Genomic DNA, 16,961 nt, shown 5'->3' on the forward strand with positions numbered 1-16,961 from the left:
GGCGTGTCGCCCAATCCGGGGCCGCTACGCACCGCCCCAGACGTCCTCGCTGCGGTGCACGAGGTCGTCGACGACGCCGGCGATGCTGCCGGTTCTTTCGTACGCCGCCCGCTGGCGCGCCGCTCCCCCGCCCGCGAGCACCCGCTCGAGGCCCTCGTCGACCAGCCCGGCGGCCCCCGCCTCCTCGAGCTCCTCGCGGACGTGGGCGACGACCGCCTCCAGCACGTCGCGGGCGGGTGCGAGCCGACGCTGCACCGGGTGCACCAGGGTGCCGTCGAGCCCGAGCCGGGAGGCGCGCCAGTGGGCGGCCCGCAGCGTCTCGGTGCGCCAGTCAGGCGGCTCGCCACCCGACCTCCAGCACCGCGCGGCGTGCTCGACCAGGCCGCGGACGAGGGCCGTCAGCAGCACCGCGTCGGACGGGTCGGTGCAGACGTCGAAGATCCGGACCTCGACGGTCGGCTGCCGCACGGAGAGCCGGGCGTCGAAGTAGAGCATCCCGGGGTCGCGAGCGGCACCGAACTCCTGCAGCTCCCGGCACAGCTGCTCGTAGGCCGCCAACGAGCCGAACGGCGCCGTCGGCCCGGCGCTCGGCCAGTGCGACCACAGCTGGGAGCGCCAGGAGGCGTACCCGGTGTCGCGCCCCTCGGCGAACGGCGAGTTCGCGCTGACCGCGCGCAGCGCGGGCAGCCACGGCCCGATGCGGTCGATGATCGCGACCCCCTCCTCCTCGTCCTCGATCCCGACGTGCACGTGCATGCCGCAGGTACCGGCGTGGCGGGCGATCTCGGCGTACCGCGCGAACATGTCCGCGTAGCGGTCGTCGGGGGTGGGGCGGATGTCCTCCACCAGGGGCACGGTCGCCACCGCGATCGCCGCCAATCCCAGGGACCGGGCGGCCCGCCCCGCGGTGGCCCGGGCGACCAGCAGCTGGGCACGCAACGAGGCGAGGTCGGCGGTGGGGTCGGTGCGTGTCTCGAGCTGGTGCTGGAACAGCTCCTTGTCCAGCTCGTGCCTCGCCTTCACGGGCCGCACCCGGTGCCGTCGCAGGTGCGCGGCCAGCACCTCACCGGAGCTCGGGCTGGCATGGCGCGTGGCCGGGTCGATGAGGAGCAGCTCCTCCTCGACGCCCACCGTCCGCAGACCCATGGCGCATCGTAAGCACGGATCACGGGCCGGCCCGTCGCCCGGAGCGGGTGAGGTGGCGAGGCCCTCTGGTCAGGCCGGATCACCGAAGACGTCGTCCAGGCGACCGTCGTGGTCCCACTCGGTCGGGGGCACCGCGTGCACCAGCAGCTGGGACAGGATGTCGGCCAGCCCGTAGTCGGGGTCCGCCTCCTGGCACGCGTCGACCGCGCACCAGGCGAGCGCACCGTGCCCGCCCAGCCAGGCAGCGAATCCGAGCAGGGCGGCCGGCGCGGGGAGCAGGTCGGCCGGGCTGCGCCGGACCAGGTCGGTCCAGAACGCCACGTGGTCGCGCGCCGTCTCCCGGCCCATCAGGGACCAGGCCACGTCCCGGAGGCCGACCTCGCGCAGCGCGGCCAGCAGCCGCGCCGCCTCCCCGTCGTCGGCGACCGTGCCGGCGGCGACGTGCCGGGCCACCGTCGAGCGGACCCAGGCCGCCTGCGCGGCGGGCTGGCCGGGCCCGCCCGACGTGCCCGCCGCCACGGCCGCGACCGCCGCCACCCGCTCGGGCACCCGGGACAGCGTCGCGGCCAGCTCGTCGCGGCTGCCGTGGGTGACGCGTCCGTCCACCACCGCCTGCGCGACGAACCGGTGCGCGGACACGTCGTACGGAACGCCCACGCCCCGCCCCGGTGCACCGTCGCGCCCCGGGAGCAGCGGGAACCAGAGGTGGCCGTCGGCGCGCAGCGCCTCCACGACGTCGACACCGGCGTCCTCGAACGCTGCCACCAGGGCCCCGGACACGTGCACGGCGAGGCCCGCGTCGTCGGTGTAGAGCACGAACACGACCCGCCGGACCAGGTGCCGGAGCGCCGGGTCGAGCAGCAGCGTGACGGCCTCGGGGACGTCCTGCGGGGGCGGCAGGTCGATCCGGGCGTGGAAGGCGCTGGTGGCGCCGAAGGTGAGCATGACGACGGAGTCCTGCGGGACGAAGCCGAGCACGACGGGCACGACGGCCAGGACGTCCTGGGGGCTGCGCGCGACGAGGGTGGTCGGGGTGGTGGGTGTGGTCATGGCGTGCACGCTCCCCGGCGACGCCGACGCTGTCACCGGCCGCGCGGAGGGCCTGTGGAGGAGGGCGCCCGACCGGGCTCCTGTGGACGGTCCGTGGCCCGCGGCGGCGGCCGTCCGGGAGTCGGTGGCCCGCGATACCTTGCCGCCATGCCCCCTGCGTCCGGAGCCTGCTGAGTGCGCGCCCACGCCTCCGTGCTCCACCTCGACCTCGATGCGTTCTTCGCGGCGGTCGAGCAGCGCGACAAGCCCTCGCTGCGCGGCAAGCCCGTCGTGGTCGGCGGTGTGGGCGGCCGCGGCGTGGTCGCGACGGCGTCGTACGAGGCCCGCACCTACGGCGTCCACTCGGCCATGTCCACCCGCGAGGCCCGGTCCCGCTGCCCGCACGCGGCGTTCCTCTCCGGCCGCTTCCACGCCTACCGGGACACCAGCAAGGTGGTGATGGCGCTGCTGCGGGCCGCCTCGCCCCTGGTCGAGCCGCTCTCGCTCGACGAGGCCTTCGTCGACCTCGAGCACTCCGGACTGCCCGACCTCGAGATCGAGACCGTGACCGCCTTCGCCGCGGACCTGCGCGCACAGGTCCGCGAGGCCACCGGGGGGCTCACCGCCTCGGTCGGCCTCGGCACCTCGAAGTTCATCGCCAAGGTCGCCAGCGACCTCGACAAGCCGGACGGACTCACGGTGGTGCCACCCGGCACCGAGCTGACGCTCCTGCGGCCGATGCGTGTCTCGGTGATCCCCGGCGTCGGCCCGGCCACCGCCGAGAGACTGCGCCGGGCGGGGATCCACACGGTCGAGGACCTCGAGGCGGTCAGCCTCGACGAGCTGGTCCGGCTGCTGGGGAAGGCGCACGGCGGTGGCCTCTACCACCTGGCCCGGGCCGAGGACGACCGCCCGGTCGTCCCGGAGCGCGAGGCGAAGTCGGTGAGCGTCGAGGGCACCTACGACACCGACCTCACCGACCGGCGCCTGATGGAGGGGCTGCTCACCCGCCAGGCCGGCGAGGTCGCCGGGCGGCTGCGCAAGCACGGCCTCTCCGGCCGCACAGTCACCATCAAGGTGCGGCTGCACGACTTCACCACCCTGAGCCGGTCCTCCACGCTGCCCTCCCCCACCGACCGCACCTCCACGATCGCCCGGGTGGCCCGTGGCCTGCTCACCGACCTCGACACCTCCGGTGGCGTACGGCTGCTCGGGGTCGGTGTCTCCGGGCTGGCCGACTGGATCCAGGAGGACCTCTTCGGTGAGGACCAGGAGGACGAGGAGGTGCCGGTCGAGGTCGAGGTGCCGACCAGCCGCCAGCGCCGCACCTGGGCGCCCGGCATGGACGTGGTGCACGCCGGGATGGGCCGGGGCTGGGTCTGGGGCTCGGGCCGGGGCGTGGTGACGGTCCGGTTCGAGACGGCCGAGTCCCCGGCCGGGCCGGTCCGCTCCTTCGCCGAGGACGACCCGGAGCTCAGCCCCTGGGTGCCCCAGGAGCCGGCCGAGGATCCACCGCCGTGAAGCGCACCGGGTCACCGGGCCGCAGCTGCGCGCACTGCCACAGGTCGTCCTCGAGCACGACCGCCACCACGGGGTAGCCGCCCGTCGGCGGGTGGTCGGCCAGGAACACCACGGGTGTGCCGCTCGGGGGCACCTGCACGGCGCCGACGACCATGCCCTCGCTGGCGAGCTCGTCGGTGCGGACCCGGACCAGCGGCGGCCCCTCGAGGCGGAGCCCGATCCGGTTCGAGGCCGCCGAGACCGTGTACGCCGTGTCGCACAGGGCCGCGACGGCGTGGTCGCCGAACCAGTCCGCCCGCGGGCCCGGGGTCACCCGGAGCGGGCCAGGGTGCCGCGGCCGCGGCGTGTCGTGCGGGCGGGGCGCACCGCCCGGCCGGCCGAGGGGCAGTCTCGCCCCCGCGGCCACCACGGGCGGCCCCACCCCGGCGAGCGTGTCGGTGGACCGCGAGCCGAGCACCGGTTCGACGGCGATCCCGCCGCCGACCGCGACGTACGACCTGACCCCGTGGCGCGGCTGGCCCACCCGCACCGTGGCGCCCGCCGGGACCCACTCGGCGCGGTCGTGGCCGCGCGCGCGGCCATCCACGAGCACCGGGCAGGGCGCGCCCGTCACGGCCACCCAACGGCCGGTGGAGAGGCGGAACTCCAGGCCGCCGAGGGTGACCTCGAGCAGGGCGGCTGCGGGATCGTTGCCCACGAGCCGGTTGGCGAGCCCCGCGGCGGGTGCGTCGAGAGCGCCGGCGCGCGGCACACCGAGGTGCGCGTGCCCGCGCCGGCCGCGGTCCTGGATCGTGGTGAGGGTCCCGGCCTGCACGACCCTGAGCTCCGCGCTCATGCCGGCACGAACCGGACCCGGGTGCCGGGCGGCACCAGGGCCGGCTGGTCGCGGACCTGGTCCCAGAGCACCGCGTCGGTGGACCCGAGGATCCGCCAGCCACCCGGCGAGGCCGACGGGTAGATCCCGCACCAGGCTCCGGCCAGGGCCACCGACCCGGCGGGGACCCGCGACCGGGGGGACTCGAGCCGCGGCACGGCCAGCTCACCGGACAGTCCCTGCAGGTAGGCGAACCCGGGTGCGAAGCCGCAGAAGGCCGCGACGTACTCCACCGAGCTGTGCCGCTCCACCACACCCTCGGTGTCGGTCCCCCACGCCTCGGCCACGAAGGCGAGGTCGGGGCCGTCGTAGCGCACCTCGATCTCGATGGTCGCCTGCCGTGGCGGCTCGGCCGTCGGCGACCACCCCGCCAGCACGTCGCGCAGGACCTCGAGCTCGGCGACCTCGTCGAACAGCACGGTGGCGGCACCGGGGACGATCTCGCTGGCCCCGACGCCCTCTCGCCGTGCCCAGTCGGCCAGGGCCAGCGCCGCGGCGGCGTCGGCCACCTCGACGAGCAGGGCCCGAGGGCCGACGGAGCGGGTGCGCATGTCCCCAGTCTGGTCCACCCCCGGGCACGCTCAAGTCCTCGCGCCCGGGAGCCGACACTGATCCCGGGGTCGGGTGCGACCGCGCGGGGGGCCGGGCGCACCCGGCCCCGCTGACGTCAGAGGCCACGCAGGCCGAAGCCCGCGGCCTCCAGCGAGCGGCGTACGGCCTGCGCGTGCGCGACCGCCCCGGGGGTGTCGCCGTGCACGCACAGCGAGTGCAGCGCGGGCGACTCCTGGAGCGCCAGCTCGACGGCGCGCACGGCGATCGTCTCGGCGTCGGTGAGCACCGCCCCCGGCTCGCCGCGGGGCACCAGCCGGCCGTCCTCGGCGTAGGCCCGGTCCGGGAAGCCCTCGTGCAGCACCTGGCGCCCGGAGCCGGCCGCAAGCGCCAGCAGCAGCCCGCCCGGCAGTCCCAGCACCGGCAGCGACCCCGAGCCGGCGAGCACCGCGACGGCCTGCTCCTCGTCGTGCACCACCCGGTGGTAGAGCGCACCGTGCGGCTTGACGTAGCGCACCACGGTGCCGCAGGCGACCGCGATCTCCGACAGCGTCCCGACCTGGTCGGTGACCTGCTCGCACAGCACCTCGGCGGACACGTCGAGCTCGACCCGGCCGAAGTTCTCCCGGTCGGCGTAGGAGACCTGCGCGCCCACCGAGACGCCCAGCCGCGCCGCCTCCTCGCACACAGCACGCATGATCGCGGGCGTGCCCGCGTGGTAGCCACAGGCGACGTTCGCGCTGGTGACGACCGCGAGCAGCGCCTCGTCGTCGGTGACCTCCTCGCCGAGGTCGGCGTTCAGGTCCAGGTGCCGTGTCTCCACGCCTCCGACGCTATCGCGCAGCACGTGCACCGCTAGGTTCGGAGGCATGGAGCACCCCGCCACCGCCCCGACCTCGCCCGCGCCGACCGCCCCGCCGACTGCGGAGCCCCGGCCCGCGACCACCGAGGTGCACGGCACCACCCGTGTCGACGACTACGAGTGGCTGCGGGAGAAGGACTCCCCCGAGGTCACGGCGTACCTCGAGGCGGAGAACGCCTACACGCAGGCCCGCACCGCGCACCTCGCCGACCTGCGCCAGACCATCTTCGAGGAGATCAAGGCCCGCACCCTCGAGACCGACCTCTCGGTGCCCACCCGGATCCGTGGCCACTGGTACTACTCGCGCTCCTACGAGGGCCTGGAGTACGGCGCCAGCTGCCGGGTCCCGGCTCTCGGCGAGGACGACTGGTCCCCGCCGAAGCCGGCCGAGCACTGCTCGCCGACCGAGCCCGCGCTCCCGGGCGAGGAGCTGCTGCTGGACCTGAACGCGCTGGCCGAGGGGCACGACTTCTTCTCGCTCGGCGGCTCCTCGGTCAGCCCGGACGCAGGCCTGCTGGCCTACTCGACCGACGTCACCGGGGACGAGCGCTACACGGTCCGCGTCAAGGACCTCGCGAGCGGAGAGCTGCTGCCCGACGAGATCACCGGCGTCATCGGAGGTGCCACCTGGAACCGGGAGGGCACCGACCTCTACTACACGACCGTCGACGACTCCTGGCGCGCTGACAAGATCTGGCGGCACCGGCTGGGCACCGCGCAGGCCGAGGACGAGCTGGTCCTCCACGAGACCGACGGCCGGTTCTGGGTGGGCGTGGGCCGCACCCGCTCCGACCGCTTCCTGGTCATCGCGTCGGGGTCCAAGACCACCAGCGAGTACCACTACCTCGACGCGGACTCCCCCGGCTCGGGCTGGCAGCTCTTCGCGGGTCGCCGCGAGGGGCTGGAGTACAGCCTCGACCACTGCGTGCTCGGTGGGCAGGACGTGTTCCTGGTGCTGCACAACGCGACCGGTCCGGACTTCGAGATCGGCACCGCGCCGGTGGCGCCGACCGAGCCCCAGCGGTGGGAGCCCCTGGTCCCGCACGACCCGGCGGTGCGGCTGGAGGACGTCGACGCCTTCGCCGGCCACGTGGTCGTGCACCAGCGCAGCGAGGGCCTCACCCAGCTCCGGATCCTGGAGCTGGGTGACTCGGCCGAGCAGCCGGTCACCGACGACTACCTCGTCCGCTTCGACGCGGAGGTCTACACGGTGGGCTCGGGCAGCAACCCGAACTTCCGCCAGCCGACCGTGCGGCTGGGCTACACCACCATGGCGGTCCCGGCGTCGGTCTACGACTACGACGTCCGCACCCGCGATCTCACGCTGCTGCGGCGTACCCCCGTGCTCGGCGGCTACGACCCCGCCGACTACGAGGAGCACCGCCTGTGGGCCACCGCCGACGACGGCGAGCAGGTGCCGATCTCCATCGTCTGCCGCCGCGGCGCCCGGGAGGACGCCGGAGGCGGCACGGCGCCGATCCCGGTGCTGCTCTACGGCTACGGCGCCTACGAGATGTCGATGGACCCCTACTTCTCCAAGCCCCGCCTCTCGCTGCTCGACCGGGGCGCCGGCTTCGCGATCGCACACGTGCGCGGCGGCGGCGAGATGGGCCGGCGGTGGTACGACGACGGCAAGCTGGCCCGCAAGCAGAACACCTTCTCGGACTTCATCGCCTGCGCCCGGCACCTGGTGGAGACCGGGTGGACCAGGCCGGAGGTCCTCGTGGCCGAGGGGGCCTCGGCGGGCGGCCTGCTGATGGGCGCCGTGGCGAACCAGGCGCCGGAGCTGTTCGGTGGCGTGGTCGCGGGGGTGCCGTTCGTCGACGCGCTGACCAGCATGCTCGACTCGACGCTGCCGCTCACGGTGACCGAGTACGACGAGTGGGGCAACCCGGAGGCCGACCCGGAGGTGTTCGCCTACCTGTCCGGATACTCGCCGTACGACAACGTGGCCGCCGTCGACTACCCGCCGATCCTGGCCGAGACCTCGCTCAACGACACCCGGGTGCTCTACGTGGAGCCGGCCAAGTGGATCGCGCGGCTGCGGGCCACCGCCACCGGGCGGCGCGACTTCCTGCTGCGCACCGAGATGGCGGCGGGCCACGGAGGCGTCTCCGGGCGGTACAAGTCCTGGCACGACCGGGCCTTCACCCTGGCCTGGATCCTCGACCGGATGGGGCTGGCCGAGACGCCTCCGGCGGTGCCGCTGCCCTGAGAACTGCCTGAGAGTTTCGCGTCGACGCAACTCCAACCCATCTCCAACCGTCCTTGGGTACGAAGAGTTCATGCACCCCGCCGGGATAGATCCGGGAATCTCCGGGTACGTCGGGGCGTTGGACAGGACGTGTGGCACTGCCGCTGGCGGAGCCCATGAGCAGAGGAGGGCGTCCATGGCGACACGCACCGCAACGGTCGGCGCGCGGGTCGGGTCACGCGAGATCGAGGGACGGGACAGCGTAGGGCTGTACCTCGACGAGATCGCGCGGAACCCCCTGCTCGACGCCGCGAGCGAAGTAGAGCTCTCCAAGACGATCGAGGCCGGCCTGATGGCCGAGGCCCTGCTCGCGGAGGGACGCGTCGGCCGCAAGAAGGGCGGCGCCCCGATGTCGGCCACCCAGGAAGAGCTCGAGTGGCTCGCCGAGGAGGGCCGCAAGGCCGTCGACACGTTCATCACCGCCAACCTGCGGCTGGTGGTCTCCATCGCCCGCAAGTACGGCCGGGCCCAGATGCCGATGCTCGACCTGATCCAGGAGGGCAACACCGGCCTGATCCGCGCGGTCGAGAAGTTCGACTACACCAAGGGCTACAAGTTCTCCACCTACGCCACGTGGTGGGTGCGCCAGGCCATCACCCGCGGCATCGCGCAGCAGGCCCGCGTGGTCCGGCTCCCGGTCCACGTGGTGGAGGAGCTCAACCAGGTCGGCGGCGCCCGCCGCACCCTGGAGCGCCAGCTCGGGCGCGAGCCCGAGCCCCACGAGATCGCCACCGAGCTCGGCATGGACGTCGACCGGGTCCTCGACCTGATCGCCTGGGGCCGCGAGCACGTCAGCCTCGACTCCCCGGTCGACGAGGACGGCGACACCTCGCTGGGCGACCTGATGGCCCAGGAGACCTCGCCCAGCCCCGACCTGACGGTCCTCGACGTGGAGTCCCGTGAGCGCCTCAACCGGCTCGTCGGGCAGCTCGACGACCGGGCCGCCGACATCATCCGGTCCCGCTACGGGCTGGTCGACGGCCGACAGCACAAGCTGGCCGACATCGGCGCCAAGCACGGGATCTCCGCCGAGCGGGTCCGCCAGCTCGAGCGGGAAGCTCTGCAGAAGCTGCGCCGCCTGGGCGACCCCGACCTGGCCGCCTGACCCCCCTGGACGGCCGGAGTCCAGCCCGGCGACGCGCACGAGGGCCTCGCCACCTGACGGTGGTGGGGCCCTCGTCGTCCGTCCGGACGACCCTCGGCCGGCCTCAGCCCCGGGCCGCGAGCTCGTCGTACACGCGCTCGACCTCGGTGCGCAGGTCCGCGAGCGAGCCGGTGTTCTCGATGACGTACGTCGCGATCGCGCGCCGCTGCTCCCGGGACGCCTGGGCGCCGATGCGGGCCCGGGCTTCCTCCGGGGTCATCCCCCGGAGGACGGTCATCCGCTCGGCCTGCACCTCGGCTGGGACGTCCACGACCACGACCGCGTCGAAGCCGTCCGCCTGGCCGGTCTCGGCCAGCAGCGGGATGTCGTGCACGACCACGGCACCCGCAGGCGCCGCCGCCTCCATCTCCGCGGCCCGGGCGCGCACCCGCGGATGGATGACCGACTCCAGCACCCGACGCTTCTCGGGGTCGGCGAAGACGATCGCGCCCATCGCGGGCCGGTCGAGCTCCCCCTCGGCGGTCAGCACGTCGTCCCCGAAGGCCGCGACGACCTCCGCGAGCCCCGAGGTCCCGGCGGCCACCACCTCCCGCGCCAGCTGGTCGGCGTCGATGACCACCGCCCCGAGCTCGGCGAGGATCGCCGAGACGGTGCTCTTCCCCGAGGCGACCCCGCCCGTCAGTCCCACACGCATGGGGTGAGCGTAGGGGGTCGTATCGTTCGGCGGGTGAGCCACGTCGAGCTGCGCGAGGGGTCGCGCGTCGCCCTGCTGGTGCCGGGTTCGCTGGAGTACGTCGACGTCGTGATGTCGCTGCTGGCCGCGGGGATGTTCCCGATCCCGCTGGACCCGCGGCTCACGGCGTACGAGCGCGAGCGGATCCTGGCGGGGCTCCGCCCGCACCTCGTGGTCGAGACCCGGGACCAGCTGGCCTCGATGGTCGAGCACACGCCCGAGCAGTACCGGTGGGGCCTCCCCCGGGGCCGGCCGATGCACTGCACCAGCGGCACGACCGGGACCCCCAAGGGCGTCGACAGCGGTCTCCTGCCCCCGGACCTGGCCGAAACCCTCGTCGCCGAGGAGCGCGAGCTGTGGGGCTTCACCGCCACCGACGTGAACCTCGTGCTCAGCCCGCTGCACCACTCCGCGCCGCTGCGGTTCGCGATGGGCACGATCCTCGCCGGCGGCCGGGTCGTCGTGCCGGGCCCGTTCGACCCGGCGCTGGTCACCGAGACCATCCGGCGCGAGCGGCCGACCACCATGTTCTGCGTGCCGACGCACCTGCAGCGCCTCTTCGCGCACTGGGACGAGGTGGGCGCGCCCGACCTGTCGTGCTTCCGGCTGGTCGCGCACGCGGGCGCACCCTGCCCGGTCGCGGTCAAGGAGCGGCTGATCGCCGAGCTCCCCGCCGGCTCCACGTGGGAGTTCTACGGCTCCACCGAGGGCCAGTTCACCGCCTGTCGCAGCGAGGAGTGGCTCGCGCGTCCGGGGACCGTCGGTCGCGCGCGGCCGGGGCGGACGCTGGAGCTCGACGACGACGGCACCATCTGGTGCACGGTGCCCGAGCACGCCCGCTTCTCCTACTTCGGGGACCCGGAGAAGACCGCCGCGGCCTGGCGCACCACCGCCGACGGCCGGCAGGCCTTCACCGTCGGTGACCTGGGCCGGCTCGACGAGGACGGCTACCTCTACCTCGACGGCCGCCGCGAGGACCTCATCATCAGCGGCGGCGTCAACGTCTACCCGCTCGAGGTCGAGCAGGTCCTGCTCGAGCACCCCGGCGTCGACGACGTGGCCGTGCACGGGATGCCCGACGAGCAGTGGGGGCAGCGGGTCTGCGCCGCCGTGGTCGGCAGCGCGGGCGAGGACGACCTCACGGCGTACGCCCGGGAGCACCTGGCCCCGCCCAAGCGCCCCAAGACCTGGACCTTCCTCGACGAGCTGCCCCGGACCCTCACCGGGAAGGTGCGCCGCGACCAGCTGTGAGCAGGCGCCGCCCGATCACGGACGGCCCAGGCGGATCCTCGCCGTCGCGGTGGTGCCGCCGAGGAGGTGCTGGTGGACGGCACGGACCCGGAGCGCGACCGTACGCCGGGTCCGGACCGGGGTCGTGACGAACCGGGTCGTGGCGGTGGTCCGGGCCACCCGCCAGCCGTCGTCACGGCGGCGCAGGAGCTGGTACGCCGTCGCCTCGACCGACGGGTCCCAGCGGACCACGAGCCGGCGGTCGCGCCGAGCCCGCACCGACAACCCTTCCGGGGCCGCCGGCACGGGGCCGGTCGGGGTCGCGAGGAGGCCGGCCGACGGGCCGGGGGTCCGGTCGTTCACCGGCTCGATCCCGACCCGGTAGGCCAACCCCGCCTGCAGGGAGCCGATCTCGAGGCTGAGTCCGGTGACGGTGGAGACCGTGACGGCGGCGGGGTCGTCGGACGGTGCCCAGCTGACCCGGTAGCTCGTCGCCATGTCGCTCGCCCCCCAGGTCACCAGGAGGCCGTGGTCCAGCGCGCCGACCTCCGGCCCCGGGACCGGCCCGGGGGCCGGCCGCTGCGGCGTCACCGTGACCACGTCGGAGTAGAGGTCCTCCGCCGCCACCGACCCCTTCTCGGCCTGCAGCCGGAACTGGTAGTCGTCGTAGTTCGTCAGTCCGCCGGCGGTGAACGTCGACGCTCCGAGCGCGTACGGGAGTCGCCCCCACGGCTCGCCGGTGGTGGCGTCCCGGATCCAGACGTACTCCGCGGTCGCCCCCGGCGGGGACTGCCAGGTGAGCGTGGCCTCGCCGTCGCCGGCTCGGACCGACAGGGTGGCGGGAACGCGGGGGCCGTTGGGCACGGTGGGCAGCGGGCGGGGGTACGGCGAGCCGACCCCGAGCACGGCGAGGGCGTCGGCGACGCCGGCCGCGATCCTGAGCTCCCCGGTCGCCGTCGGGTGGGCCGCGTCGTAGGTGTCCACACCCTCGACGAACGGCTGCTCGGGGCTCGCCACCACCACGGGAGATGTGTCGGTGCTCAGCTCGTCCGCCAGGGCCGGGAGGCTCGCGTCGTACTCCTGGGCTCCCGGGATCCAGGTCTGTGGCAGCCCGCCGAGAACCACCGCGACCGTGGGATCCGCGACGCGGGCGTCCTCGACGAACCGACGGGCGAAGGCCGCGACCTCGGTCGCCGACCTGCGGTCCCAGGCGAGGTCGTTGACGCCCAGCTGCTCGACGACGACGTCGGGGTGGTACTCCTCGACGAGGTCGCCGATCGGGACGTCCTGCGCGGCGAAGGTCATGCCCCAGCGGGACGCGTGGTCGGTGTCGAAAGCCGGGTCGGCGTAGGCGTGTGATCCCTGGGTCGAGGTGACGTTGTCCAGCAGGTCGTCACGAGGACCCACGAGGTCGACCGCCGTCCCGTTGTCGACCAGGTGGTGCCAGAGGCGGTAGCGCCACGTCCAGTCCCCAGCGGACCCTTGGGTCACCGAGTCGCCGACGAGGAGAACCCGGATCGGGTCCGCGCCCGTTCGCGAGACCGAGGGCGGAGCCATCGAGACGAGCGTCAGCGCCAGCCCCGCGACAGCAGCGATCCGCACCCCACGCGCCCGTGACATCCCGCCCCCTCCGACGGGCTCATCCTAGGCATCGGCCATCAGGGGGTCGGTCCGGGCGTCACCGTGACCACGTTCGAGTAGAGGTCCTCGGCTGCCACCGAGCCCTTCTCCGACTGCAGGCGGAACTCGTAGGCGTGACCGTTGACCAGGTCCCCCGCGGTCCAGGTCGGCCCCGGGAGCGGGTACGGCAGCCGGCTCCAGGACTCCCCGTCGGTGGTGTCGCGGAGCCAGACGTACGCCGCGGTGGCGCCCGGCGGCGAGACCCAGGACAGCTCTGCCTCGCCGTCACCGGCCCTGGCCGACAGCTGCGCAGGGAGGCGCGGACCGAGGGGCACGTCCGGGAGCGGTCGGGGGTACGGCGAGCCGATGCCGAGCCCGGCGAGGGCGTCGGCGACCCCCGCGGCCACCTTGACCTCGCCGGAGGCGCTCAGGTGGGCGGTGTCCCACGTGTCGACCCCCTCGGCGAACGGCCCGGGGGCCGTCGCGGTCACCACGTCCGAGGCGTCGGTGTCGAGCTCGGCCGCCAGCACGGGCAGGCTCTCGTCGTACCGCTCGACGCCCGAGATCCACGTCTGCGGCAGCGCCCCCAGCACGACATCGACGTCCGGGTCGGCCGCCCGCGCGTCCTCGACGAACTGGCGGGCGTCCCCCGTGACGCCCTCGGGCGTGGCGTCGGTCCAGGCGAGGTCGTTGACGCCGAGGATCTCGATCACGACGTCGGGGTGGTACTCGTCCACCAGCTCGCCGATGGGCCGGTCCTGGCCGGCGAAGAACATCCCCCAACGGGCAGCGTGGTCCTGGTCGAATGCGGGGTCGAGGTAGGCGTGCGACCCGAACTCCCCCGTCACGTTGTCGAGCAGGTCGTCACGGGGTCCGACGAGGTCCACGCGGACGCCCGACCCGACGAGGTGGCGCCACAGCCGGTACCGCCAGGTCCAGTCCCCCGCGGATCCCTGCGTCACCGAGTCGCCGACCAGGAGGATGCGCACCGGCTCCTTCGCCGTCCCGGGCGCCGACGAGACGAGCGTCGCGCCCAGCAGCAGCGCCGTACCGACGCCGATCCCCAGGGTGCGCCCCCACCGCATCAAGCGCTGCGGACGGCGGCGCCGGAGAAGGTGCGCCGGTACTGCTGCGGGCTGACGCCGCGGGCGCGGGTGAAGTGGTGACGCAGCGTGGCCGCGTTGCCGAAGCCCACCTCGTCGGCGATCCAGTCGACGGAGTGGTCGGTCAGCTCGAGCAGCTCCTCGGCGGCCTGGACCCGCTGGGCCGTCACCCAGCTGTGCGGGGTGGTGCCGGTCTCGGCGCGGAACCGCCGGGCGAAGGTCCGCGGCGACATGTGGCACCGACGCGCGAGCTCGTCGACGCTGAGGTCCTCGGCGAGGTTCTCGACGATCCAGACCAGCAGCGGGCCCAGGGTCTCCGCGTCGCAGTCGGGAACGGCGCGGGCGATGAACTGGGCCTGGCCGCCGGAGCGGTGCGGGGGCACCACCATCCGGCGGGCCGCCGCGGCGGCGGTACGTGCGCCGAACTGCTGGCGCATCAGGTGCAGCGCGGCGTCGAGACCGGCCGCCGAGCCGGCTCCCGTGACGATGGTGCCGTCCTGCACGTAGAGGACGTTCTCGTCCACCTGCGCCTCCGGGTAGCGCGCGGCCAGCACGTCGGTGTGGCGCCAGTGCGTCGTGCACCGGCGGCCGTCGAGGAGTCCGGCCTCCCCGAGGACGAACGCGGCGGTGCAGTGCGCGAAGACGAACGCCCCGCGAGCATGAGCAGCGGCCACGGTGGCGGCGACCTCGGGTGACGGATCGAGGTAGTCCCGCTTGGGAGCGATGCACAGCAGGTCGGCGTGCGCGGCCGCCTCGAGGCCGTGCTCGACGTGCAGGTCGAAGCCCGAGGGCCCTCGCACGCGGCCGGGCCGCGGGGTCGCCACCACGAAGTCGAAGACCGGGTTGTCGTCCTCGGGGTGGTAGGGCTCGGCCCACACCTCGCACATCGCGCCGAGCCCGAACGGCTCGACCCCGTCCTGGACGAGGACGGCCACGCTGGTCACGGTTGGCGGCATGCCGTCAGCCTGCCGCAGGTTTGGCAGGAAATCAATGCCCCATGTCTTTCCTGCCACTGGTGGCGGGATGTCGACCGGCGCAGACTTACTGCCATGACCTACCTGATGATCCTCCTGGCGATCGTCGTCCTGATGAGCGCGGAGACCATCCGCCTCGCCGTTCGCGACGGCCGCGGCCCCCAGCGGCCCCCGCGCTCGCACCTCGACGACCCGCGCTTCGAGTCCCCCGCCCTGCCCCACTGAGACGTGTTGCCGAACGTCGCACGAAAATGGGCGAAGGGCCCGGCCACCTGTTGGTGACCGGGCCCTTCGCTGTGAACGTGTGCTACCTGCGGATCAGTTGCCGCCGCCGGTGAGCTTCTCGCGCAGCGCCTGCAGCGCCTCGTCCGAGGCGAGCGAGCCGCCGCCGCCCTCGGTCTCGGCCTCGGCCGTCTCGCCGCCGCCGCTGGAGTACGACGTGGCCTCGCCGGCCTCGACCTCGGCCTTGGCGGCCTCGGCCTGCTGCTTGACGTGCTGCTCCCAGCGAGCGTGCGCCTTGGCGTACTGCTCCTCCCAGGTCGCGCGCTGCTCGTCGAAGCCCTCGAGCCACTCGCCGGTCTCCGGGTCGAAGCCCTCGGGGTAGACGTAGTTGCCCTGCTCGTCGTAGGTCGCAGTCATGCCGTAGAGGGTCGGGTCGAACTCCTCGACGTCGGTAGCCGCGGCCGTGTCGTTGGCCTGCTTGAGCGACAGCGAGATCCGGCGACGCTCGAGGTCGATGTCGATGATCTTGACCATGACGTCGTCGTTGACCTGGACGACCTGCTCGGGGATCTCGACGTGACGCTCGGCGAGCTCGGAGATGTGCACCAGGCCCTCGATGCCCTCCTCGACACGGACGAACGAACCGAAGGGCACCAGCTTGGTGACCTTGCCCGGGACGATCTGGCCGATCTGGTGGGTGCGGGCGAAGTGCTGCCACGGGTCCTCCTGCGTCGCCTTCAGCGACAGGGAGACACGCTCGCGGTCCATGTCCACGTCGAGGACCTCGACGGTGACCTCGTCGCCCACGGCGACGACCTCGGACGGGTGGTCGATGTGCTTCCAGGACAGCTCGGAGACGTGGACGAGGCCGTCGACGCCGCCGAGGTCCACGAACGCACCGAAGTTGACGATCGAGGAGACGACGCCCTTGCGGATCTGGCCCTTCTGGAGCTGGGTCAGGAAGCCGTGGCGAACCTCGGACTGGGTCTGCTCGAGCCAGGCGCGACGCGACAGGACCACGTTGTTGCGGTTCTTGTCGAGCTCGATGATCTTCGCCTCGAGCGTCTGGCCGACGTACGGCTGCAGGTCGCGCACGCGGCGCATCTCGACCAGCGACGCCGGCAGGAAGCCGCGGAGGCCGATGTCGAGGATGAGGCCACCCTTGACGACCTCGATGACGGTGCCCTCGACGACGCCGTCCTCCTCCTTGACCTGCTCGATCGTGCCCCAGGCGCGCTCGTACTGGGCGCGCTTCTTGGACAGGATCAGGCGACCTTCCTTGTCCTCCTTCTGGAGGACCAGGGCCTCGACCTTGTCGCCGACCTCGACGACCTCGGAGGGGTCGACATCGTGCTTGATCGACAGCTCACGCGAGGGGATGACGCCCTCGGTCTTGTAGCCGATGTCGAGCAGGACCTCATCGCGGTCCACCTTGACGATGGTGCCGTCGACGATGTCGCCGTCGTTGAAGTACTTGATGGTCGCGTCGATCGCGGCGAGGAAGTCCTCTTCGGAACCGATGTCGTTGACCGCCACCTGGGGGGCGTCGTAATCGGGAAGAGTGGAGATCGTGCTCGTCATAAGGGAAAGGGATCCTTGGGTGGTCATTTGGTCGTGCGGGCGCACGCTGAGTCCGGTTTCACTACCGATGAGATGCCCCGCGTGAGAAGCGGGACGTGATAGCGAGCGAGAGTCCACTCCGTCCGGGACGCAGGCAGACATCAGGCGCGACAGCCAGC

General features: G+C 73.4%; 15 protein-coding genes. 5 read left to right on the plus strand and 10 right to left on the minus strand.

The window, feature by feature from the left end; translation table 11 throughout:
- Positions 1-24: 24 nt before the first annotated feature.
- Both ABD268_RS18455 and ABD268_RS18460 read right to left on the minus strand, forming a co-directional pair.
- Positions 25-1,146 (minus strand): carboxylate-amine ligase, encoded by a 1,122-nt coding sequence (locus tag ABD268_RS18455; RefSeq protein WP_344155758.1) that lies wholly within the window; start codon positions 1,144-1,146, stop codon positions 25-27.
- Positions 1,147-1,215: 69 nt separating this feature from the next.
- Positions 1,216-2,196, minus strand: coding sequence for a DUF4192 domain-containing protein (locus ABD268_RS18460; RefSeq protein ID WP_344155761.1), 981 nt, complete (start codon positions 2,194-2,196; stop codon positions 1,216-1,218).
- A 174-nt stretch (positions 2,197-2,370) separates the two neighbouring features.
- Here ABD268_RS18460 and ABD268_RS18465 point away from each other — a divergent pair, with 174 nt between their 5' ends.
- Positions 2,371-3,696 carry a DNA polymerase IV gene (locus ABD268_RS18465; protein ID WP_344155764.1) on the plus strand — a complete coding sequence of 442 codons (1,326 nt, stop codon included), beginning with the start codon at positions 2,371-2,373 and terminating at the stop codon, positions 3,694-3,696.
- Here ABD268_RS18465 and ABD268_RS18470 read toward each other — a convergent pair.
- From ABD268_RS18470 to ABD268_RS18480, 3 genes are all read right to left on the minus strand, one after another.
- Complete coding sequence (locus tag ABD268_RS18470; RefSeq protein ID WP_344155767.1) at positions 3,650-4,531, minus strand: 5-oxoprolinase subunit C family protein; 882 nt, start codon at positions 4,529-4,531, stop codon at positions 3,650-3,652. The two genes, ABD268_RS18465 and ABD268_RS18470, sit on opposite strands and share 47 nt — an antisense overlap.
- Positions 4,528-5,121, minus strand: a complete 594-nt coding sequence (locus ABD268_RS18475) for a 5-oxoprolinase subunit B family protein (RefSeq protein ID WP_344155770.1) — start codon at positions 5,119-5,121, stop codon at positions 4,528-4,530. Before ABD268_RS18475 ends, ABD268_RS18470 begins: the two co-directional genes overlap by 4 nt.
- Before the next feature lie 116 nt (positions 5,122-5,237).
- Positions 5,238-5,942 (minus strand): 5-oxoprolinase subunit PxpA, encoded by a 705-nt coding sequence (locus ABD268_RS18480; protein ID WP_344155773.1) that lies wholly within the window; start codon positions 5,940-5,942, stop codon positions 5,238-5,240.
- A 46-nt stretch (positions 5,943-5,988) separates the two neighbouring features.
- On the opposite strand from ABD268_RS18480, the gene ABD268_RS18485 reads away from it, so the two are divergent.
- Complete coding sequence (locus ABD268_RS18485) at positions 5,989-8,196, plus strand: S9 family peptidase (RefSeq protein WP_344155775.1); 2,208 nt, start codon at positions 5,989-5,991, stop codon at positions 8,194-8,196.
- 175 nt (positions 8,197-8,371) lie between these two features.
- Entirely contained in the window at positions 8,372-9,340 is a 969-nt protein-coding gene (locus ABD268_RS18490; RefSeq protein WP_344155776.1) for a sigma-70 family RNA polymerase sigma factor, read from the plus strand.
- Between the two features lie 103 nt (positions 9,341-9,443).
- Here the strand turns inward: ABD268_RS18490 and coaE are convergent, their stop codons facing one another.
- Positions 9,444-10,034: a dephospho-CoA kinase gene (gene coaE, locus ABD268_RS18495; RefSeq protein ID WP_344155778.1), complete on the minus strand. Its 591-nt coding sequence runs from the start codon at positions 10,032-10,034 to the stop codon at positions 9,444-9,446.
- 33 nt (positions 10,035-10,067) lie between these two features.
- Here coaE and ABD268_RS18500 point away from each other — a divergent pair, with 33 nt between their 5' ends.
- Positions 10,068-11,324: a class I adenylate-forming enzyme family protein gene (locus ABD268_RS18500; RefSeq protein ID WP_344155781.1), complete on the plus strand. Its 1,257-nt coding sequence runs from the start codon at positions 10,068-10,070 to the stop codon at positions 11,322-11,324.
- Positions 11,325-11,339: 15 nt separating this feature from the next.
- On the opposite strand, the gene ABD268_RS18505 is transcribed toward ABD268_RS18500, so the two are convergent.
- From ABD268_RS18505 to ABD268_RS18515, 3 genes are read right to left on the minus strand one after another with little or no spacing between them, the layout of a single operon-like run.
- On the minus strand, positions 11,340-12,923 hold the full coding sequence (locus tag ABD268_RS18505) for a GDSL-type esterase/lipase family protein (RefSeq protein WP_344155784.1): 1,584 nt from the start codon (positions 12,921-12,923) through the stop codon (positions 11,340-11,342).
- A gap of 38 nt (positions 12,924-12,961) precedes the next feature.
- On the minus strand, positions 12,962-14,008 hold the full coding sequence (locus ABD268_RS18510) for a GDSL-type esterase/lipase family protein (protein WP_344155787.1): 1,047 nt from the start codon (positions 14,006-14,008) through the stop codon (positions 12,962-12,964).
- Positions 14,008-14,982, minus strand: coding sequence for a GlxA family transcriptional regulator (locus ABD268_RS18515; RefSeq protein WP_344155790.1), 975 nt, complete (start codon positions 14,980-14,982; stop codon positions 14,008-14,010). Before ABD268_RS18515 ends, ABD268_RS18510 begins: the two co-directional genes overlap by 1 nt.
- 93 nt (positions 14,983-15,075) lie before the next feature.
- On the opposite strand from ABD268_RS18515, the gene ABD268_RS18520 reads away from it, so the two are divergent.
- Positions 15,076-15,225: a hypothetical protein gene (locus tag ABD268_RS18520; protein WP_344155793.1), complete on the plus strand. Its 150-nt coding sequence runs from the start codon at positions 15,076-15,078 to the stop codon at positions 15,223-15,225.
- 93 nt (positions 15,226-15,318) lie between these two features.
- On the opposite strand, the gene rpsA is transcribed toward ABD268_RS18520, so the two are convergent.
- Positions 15,319-16,803 carry a 30S ribosomal protein S1 gene (rpsA, locus tag ABD268_RS18525; RefSeq protein ID WP_344155796.1) on the minus strand — a complete coding sequence of 495 codons (1,485 nt, stop codon included), beginning with the start codon at positions 16,801-16,803 and terminating at the stop codon, positions 15,319-15,321.
- Positions 16,804-16,961: the final 158 nt, after the last annotated feature.

The organism is Nocardioides koreensis (assembly GCF_039531775.1).
GTDB lineage: Bacteria > Actinomycetota > Actinomycetes > Propionibacteriales > Nocardioidaceae > Nocardioides > Nocardioides koreensis.

What these genes read in the sequence shown, in the direction of transcription:
- ABD268_RS18455 (WP_344155758.1), bottom strand. Translation starts at nt 1,146, where the DNA reads ATGGGTCTGCGGACGGTGGGCGTCGAGGAGGAGCTGCTCCTCATCGAC.
- ABD268_RS18460 (WP_344155761.1), bottom strand. Translation starts at nt 2,196, where the DNA reads ATGACCACACCCACCACCCCGACCACCCTCGTCGCGCGCAGCCCCCAG.
- ABD268_RS18470 (WP_344155767.1), bottom strand. Translation starts at nt 4,531, where the DNA reads ATGAGCGCGGAGCTCAGGGTCGTGCAGGCCGGGACCCTCACCACGATC.
- ABD268_RS18475 (WP_344155770.1), bottom strand. Translation starts at nt 5,121, where the DNA reads ATGCGCACCCGCTCCGTCGGCCCTCGGGCCCTGCTCGTCGAGGTGGCC.
- ABD268_RS18485 (WP_344155775.1), top strand. Translation starts at nt 5,989, where the DNA reads ATGGAGCACCCCGCCACCGCCCCGACCTCGCCCGCGCCGACCGCCCCG.
- ABD268_RS18490 (WP_344155776.1), top strand. Translation starts at nt 8,372, where the DNA reads ATGGCGACACGCACCGCAACGGTCGGCGCGCGGGTCGGGTCACGCGAG.
- coaE (WP_344155778.1), bottom strand. Translation starts at nt 10,034, where the DNA reads ATGCGTGTGGGACTGACGGGCGGGGTCGCCTCGGGGAAGAGCACCGTC.
- ABD268_RS18505 (WP_344155784.1), bottom strand. Translation starts at nt 12,923, where the DNA reads ATGTCACGGGCGCGTGGGGTGCGGATCGCTGCTGTCGCGGGGCTGGCG.
- ABD268_RS18510 (WP_344155787.1), bottom strand. Translation starts at nt 14,008, where the DNA reads ATGCGGTGGGGGCGCACCCTGGGGATCGGCGTCGGTACGGCGCTGCTG.
- ABD268_RS18515 (WP_344155790.1), bottom strand. Translation starts at nt 14,982, where the DNA reads ATGCCGCCAACCGTGACCAGCGTGGCCGTCCTCGTCCAGGACGGGGTC.
- ABD268_RS18520 (WP_344155793.1), top strand. Translation starts at nt 15,076, where the DNA reads ATGACCTACCTGATGATCCTCCTGGCGATCGTCGTCCTGATGAGCGCG.
- rpsA (WP_344155796.1), bottom strand. Translation starts at nt 16,803, where the DNA reads ATGACGAGCACGATCTCCACTCTTCCCGATTACGACGCCCCCCAGGTG.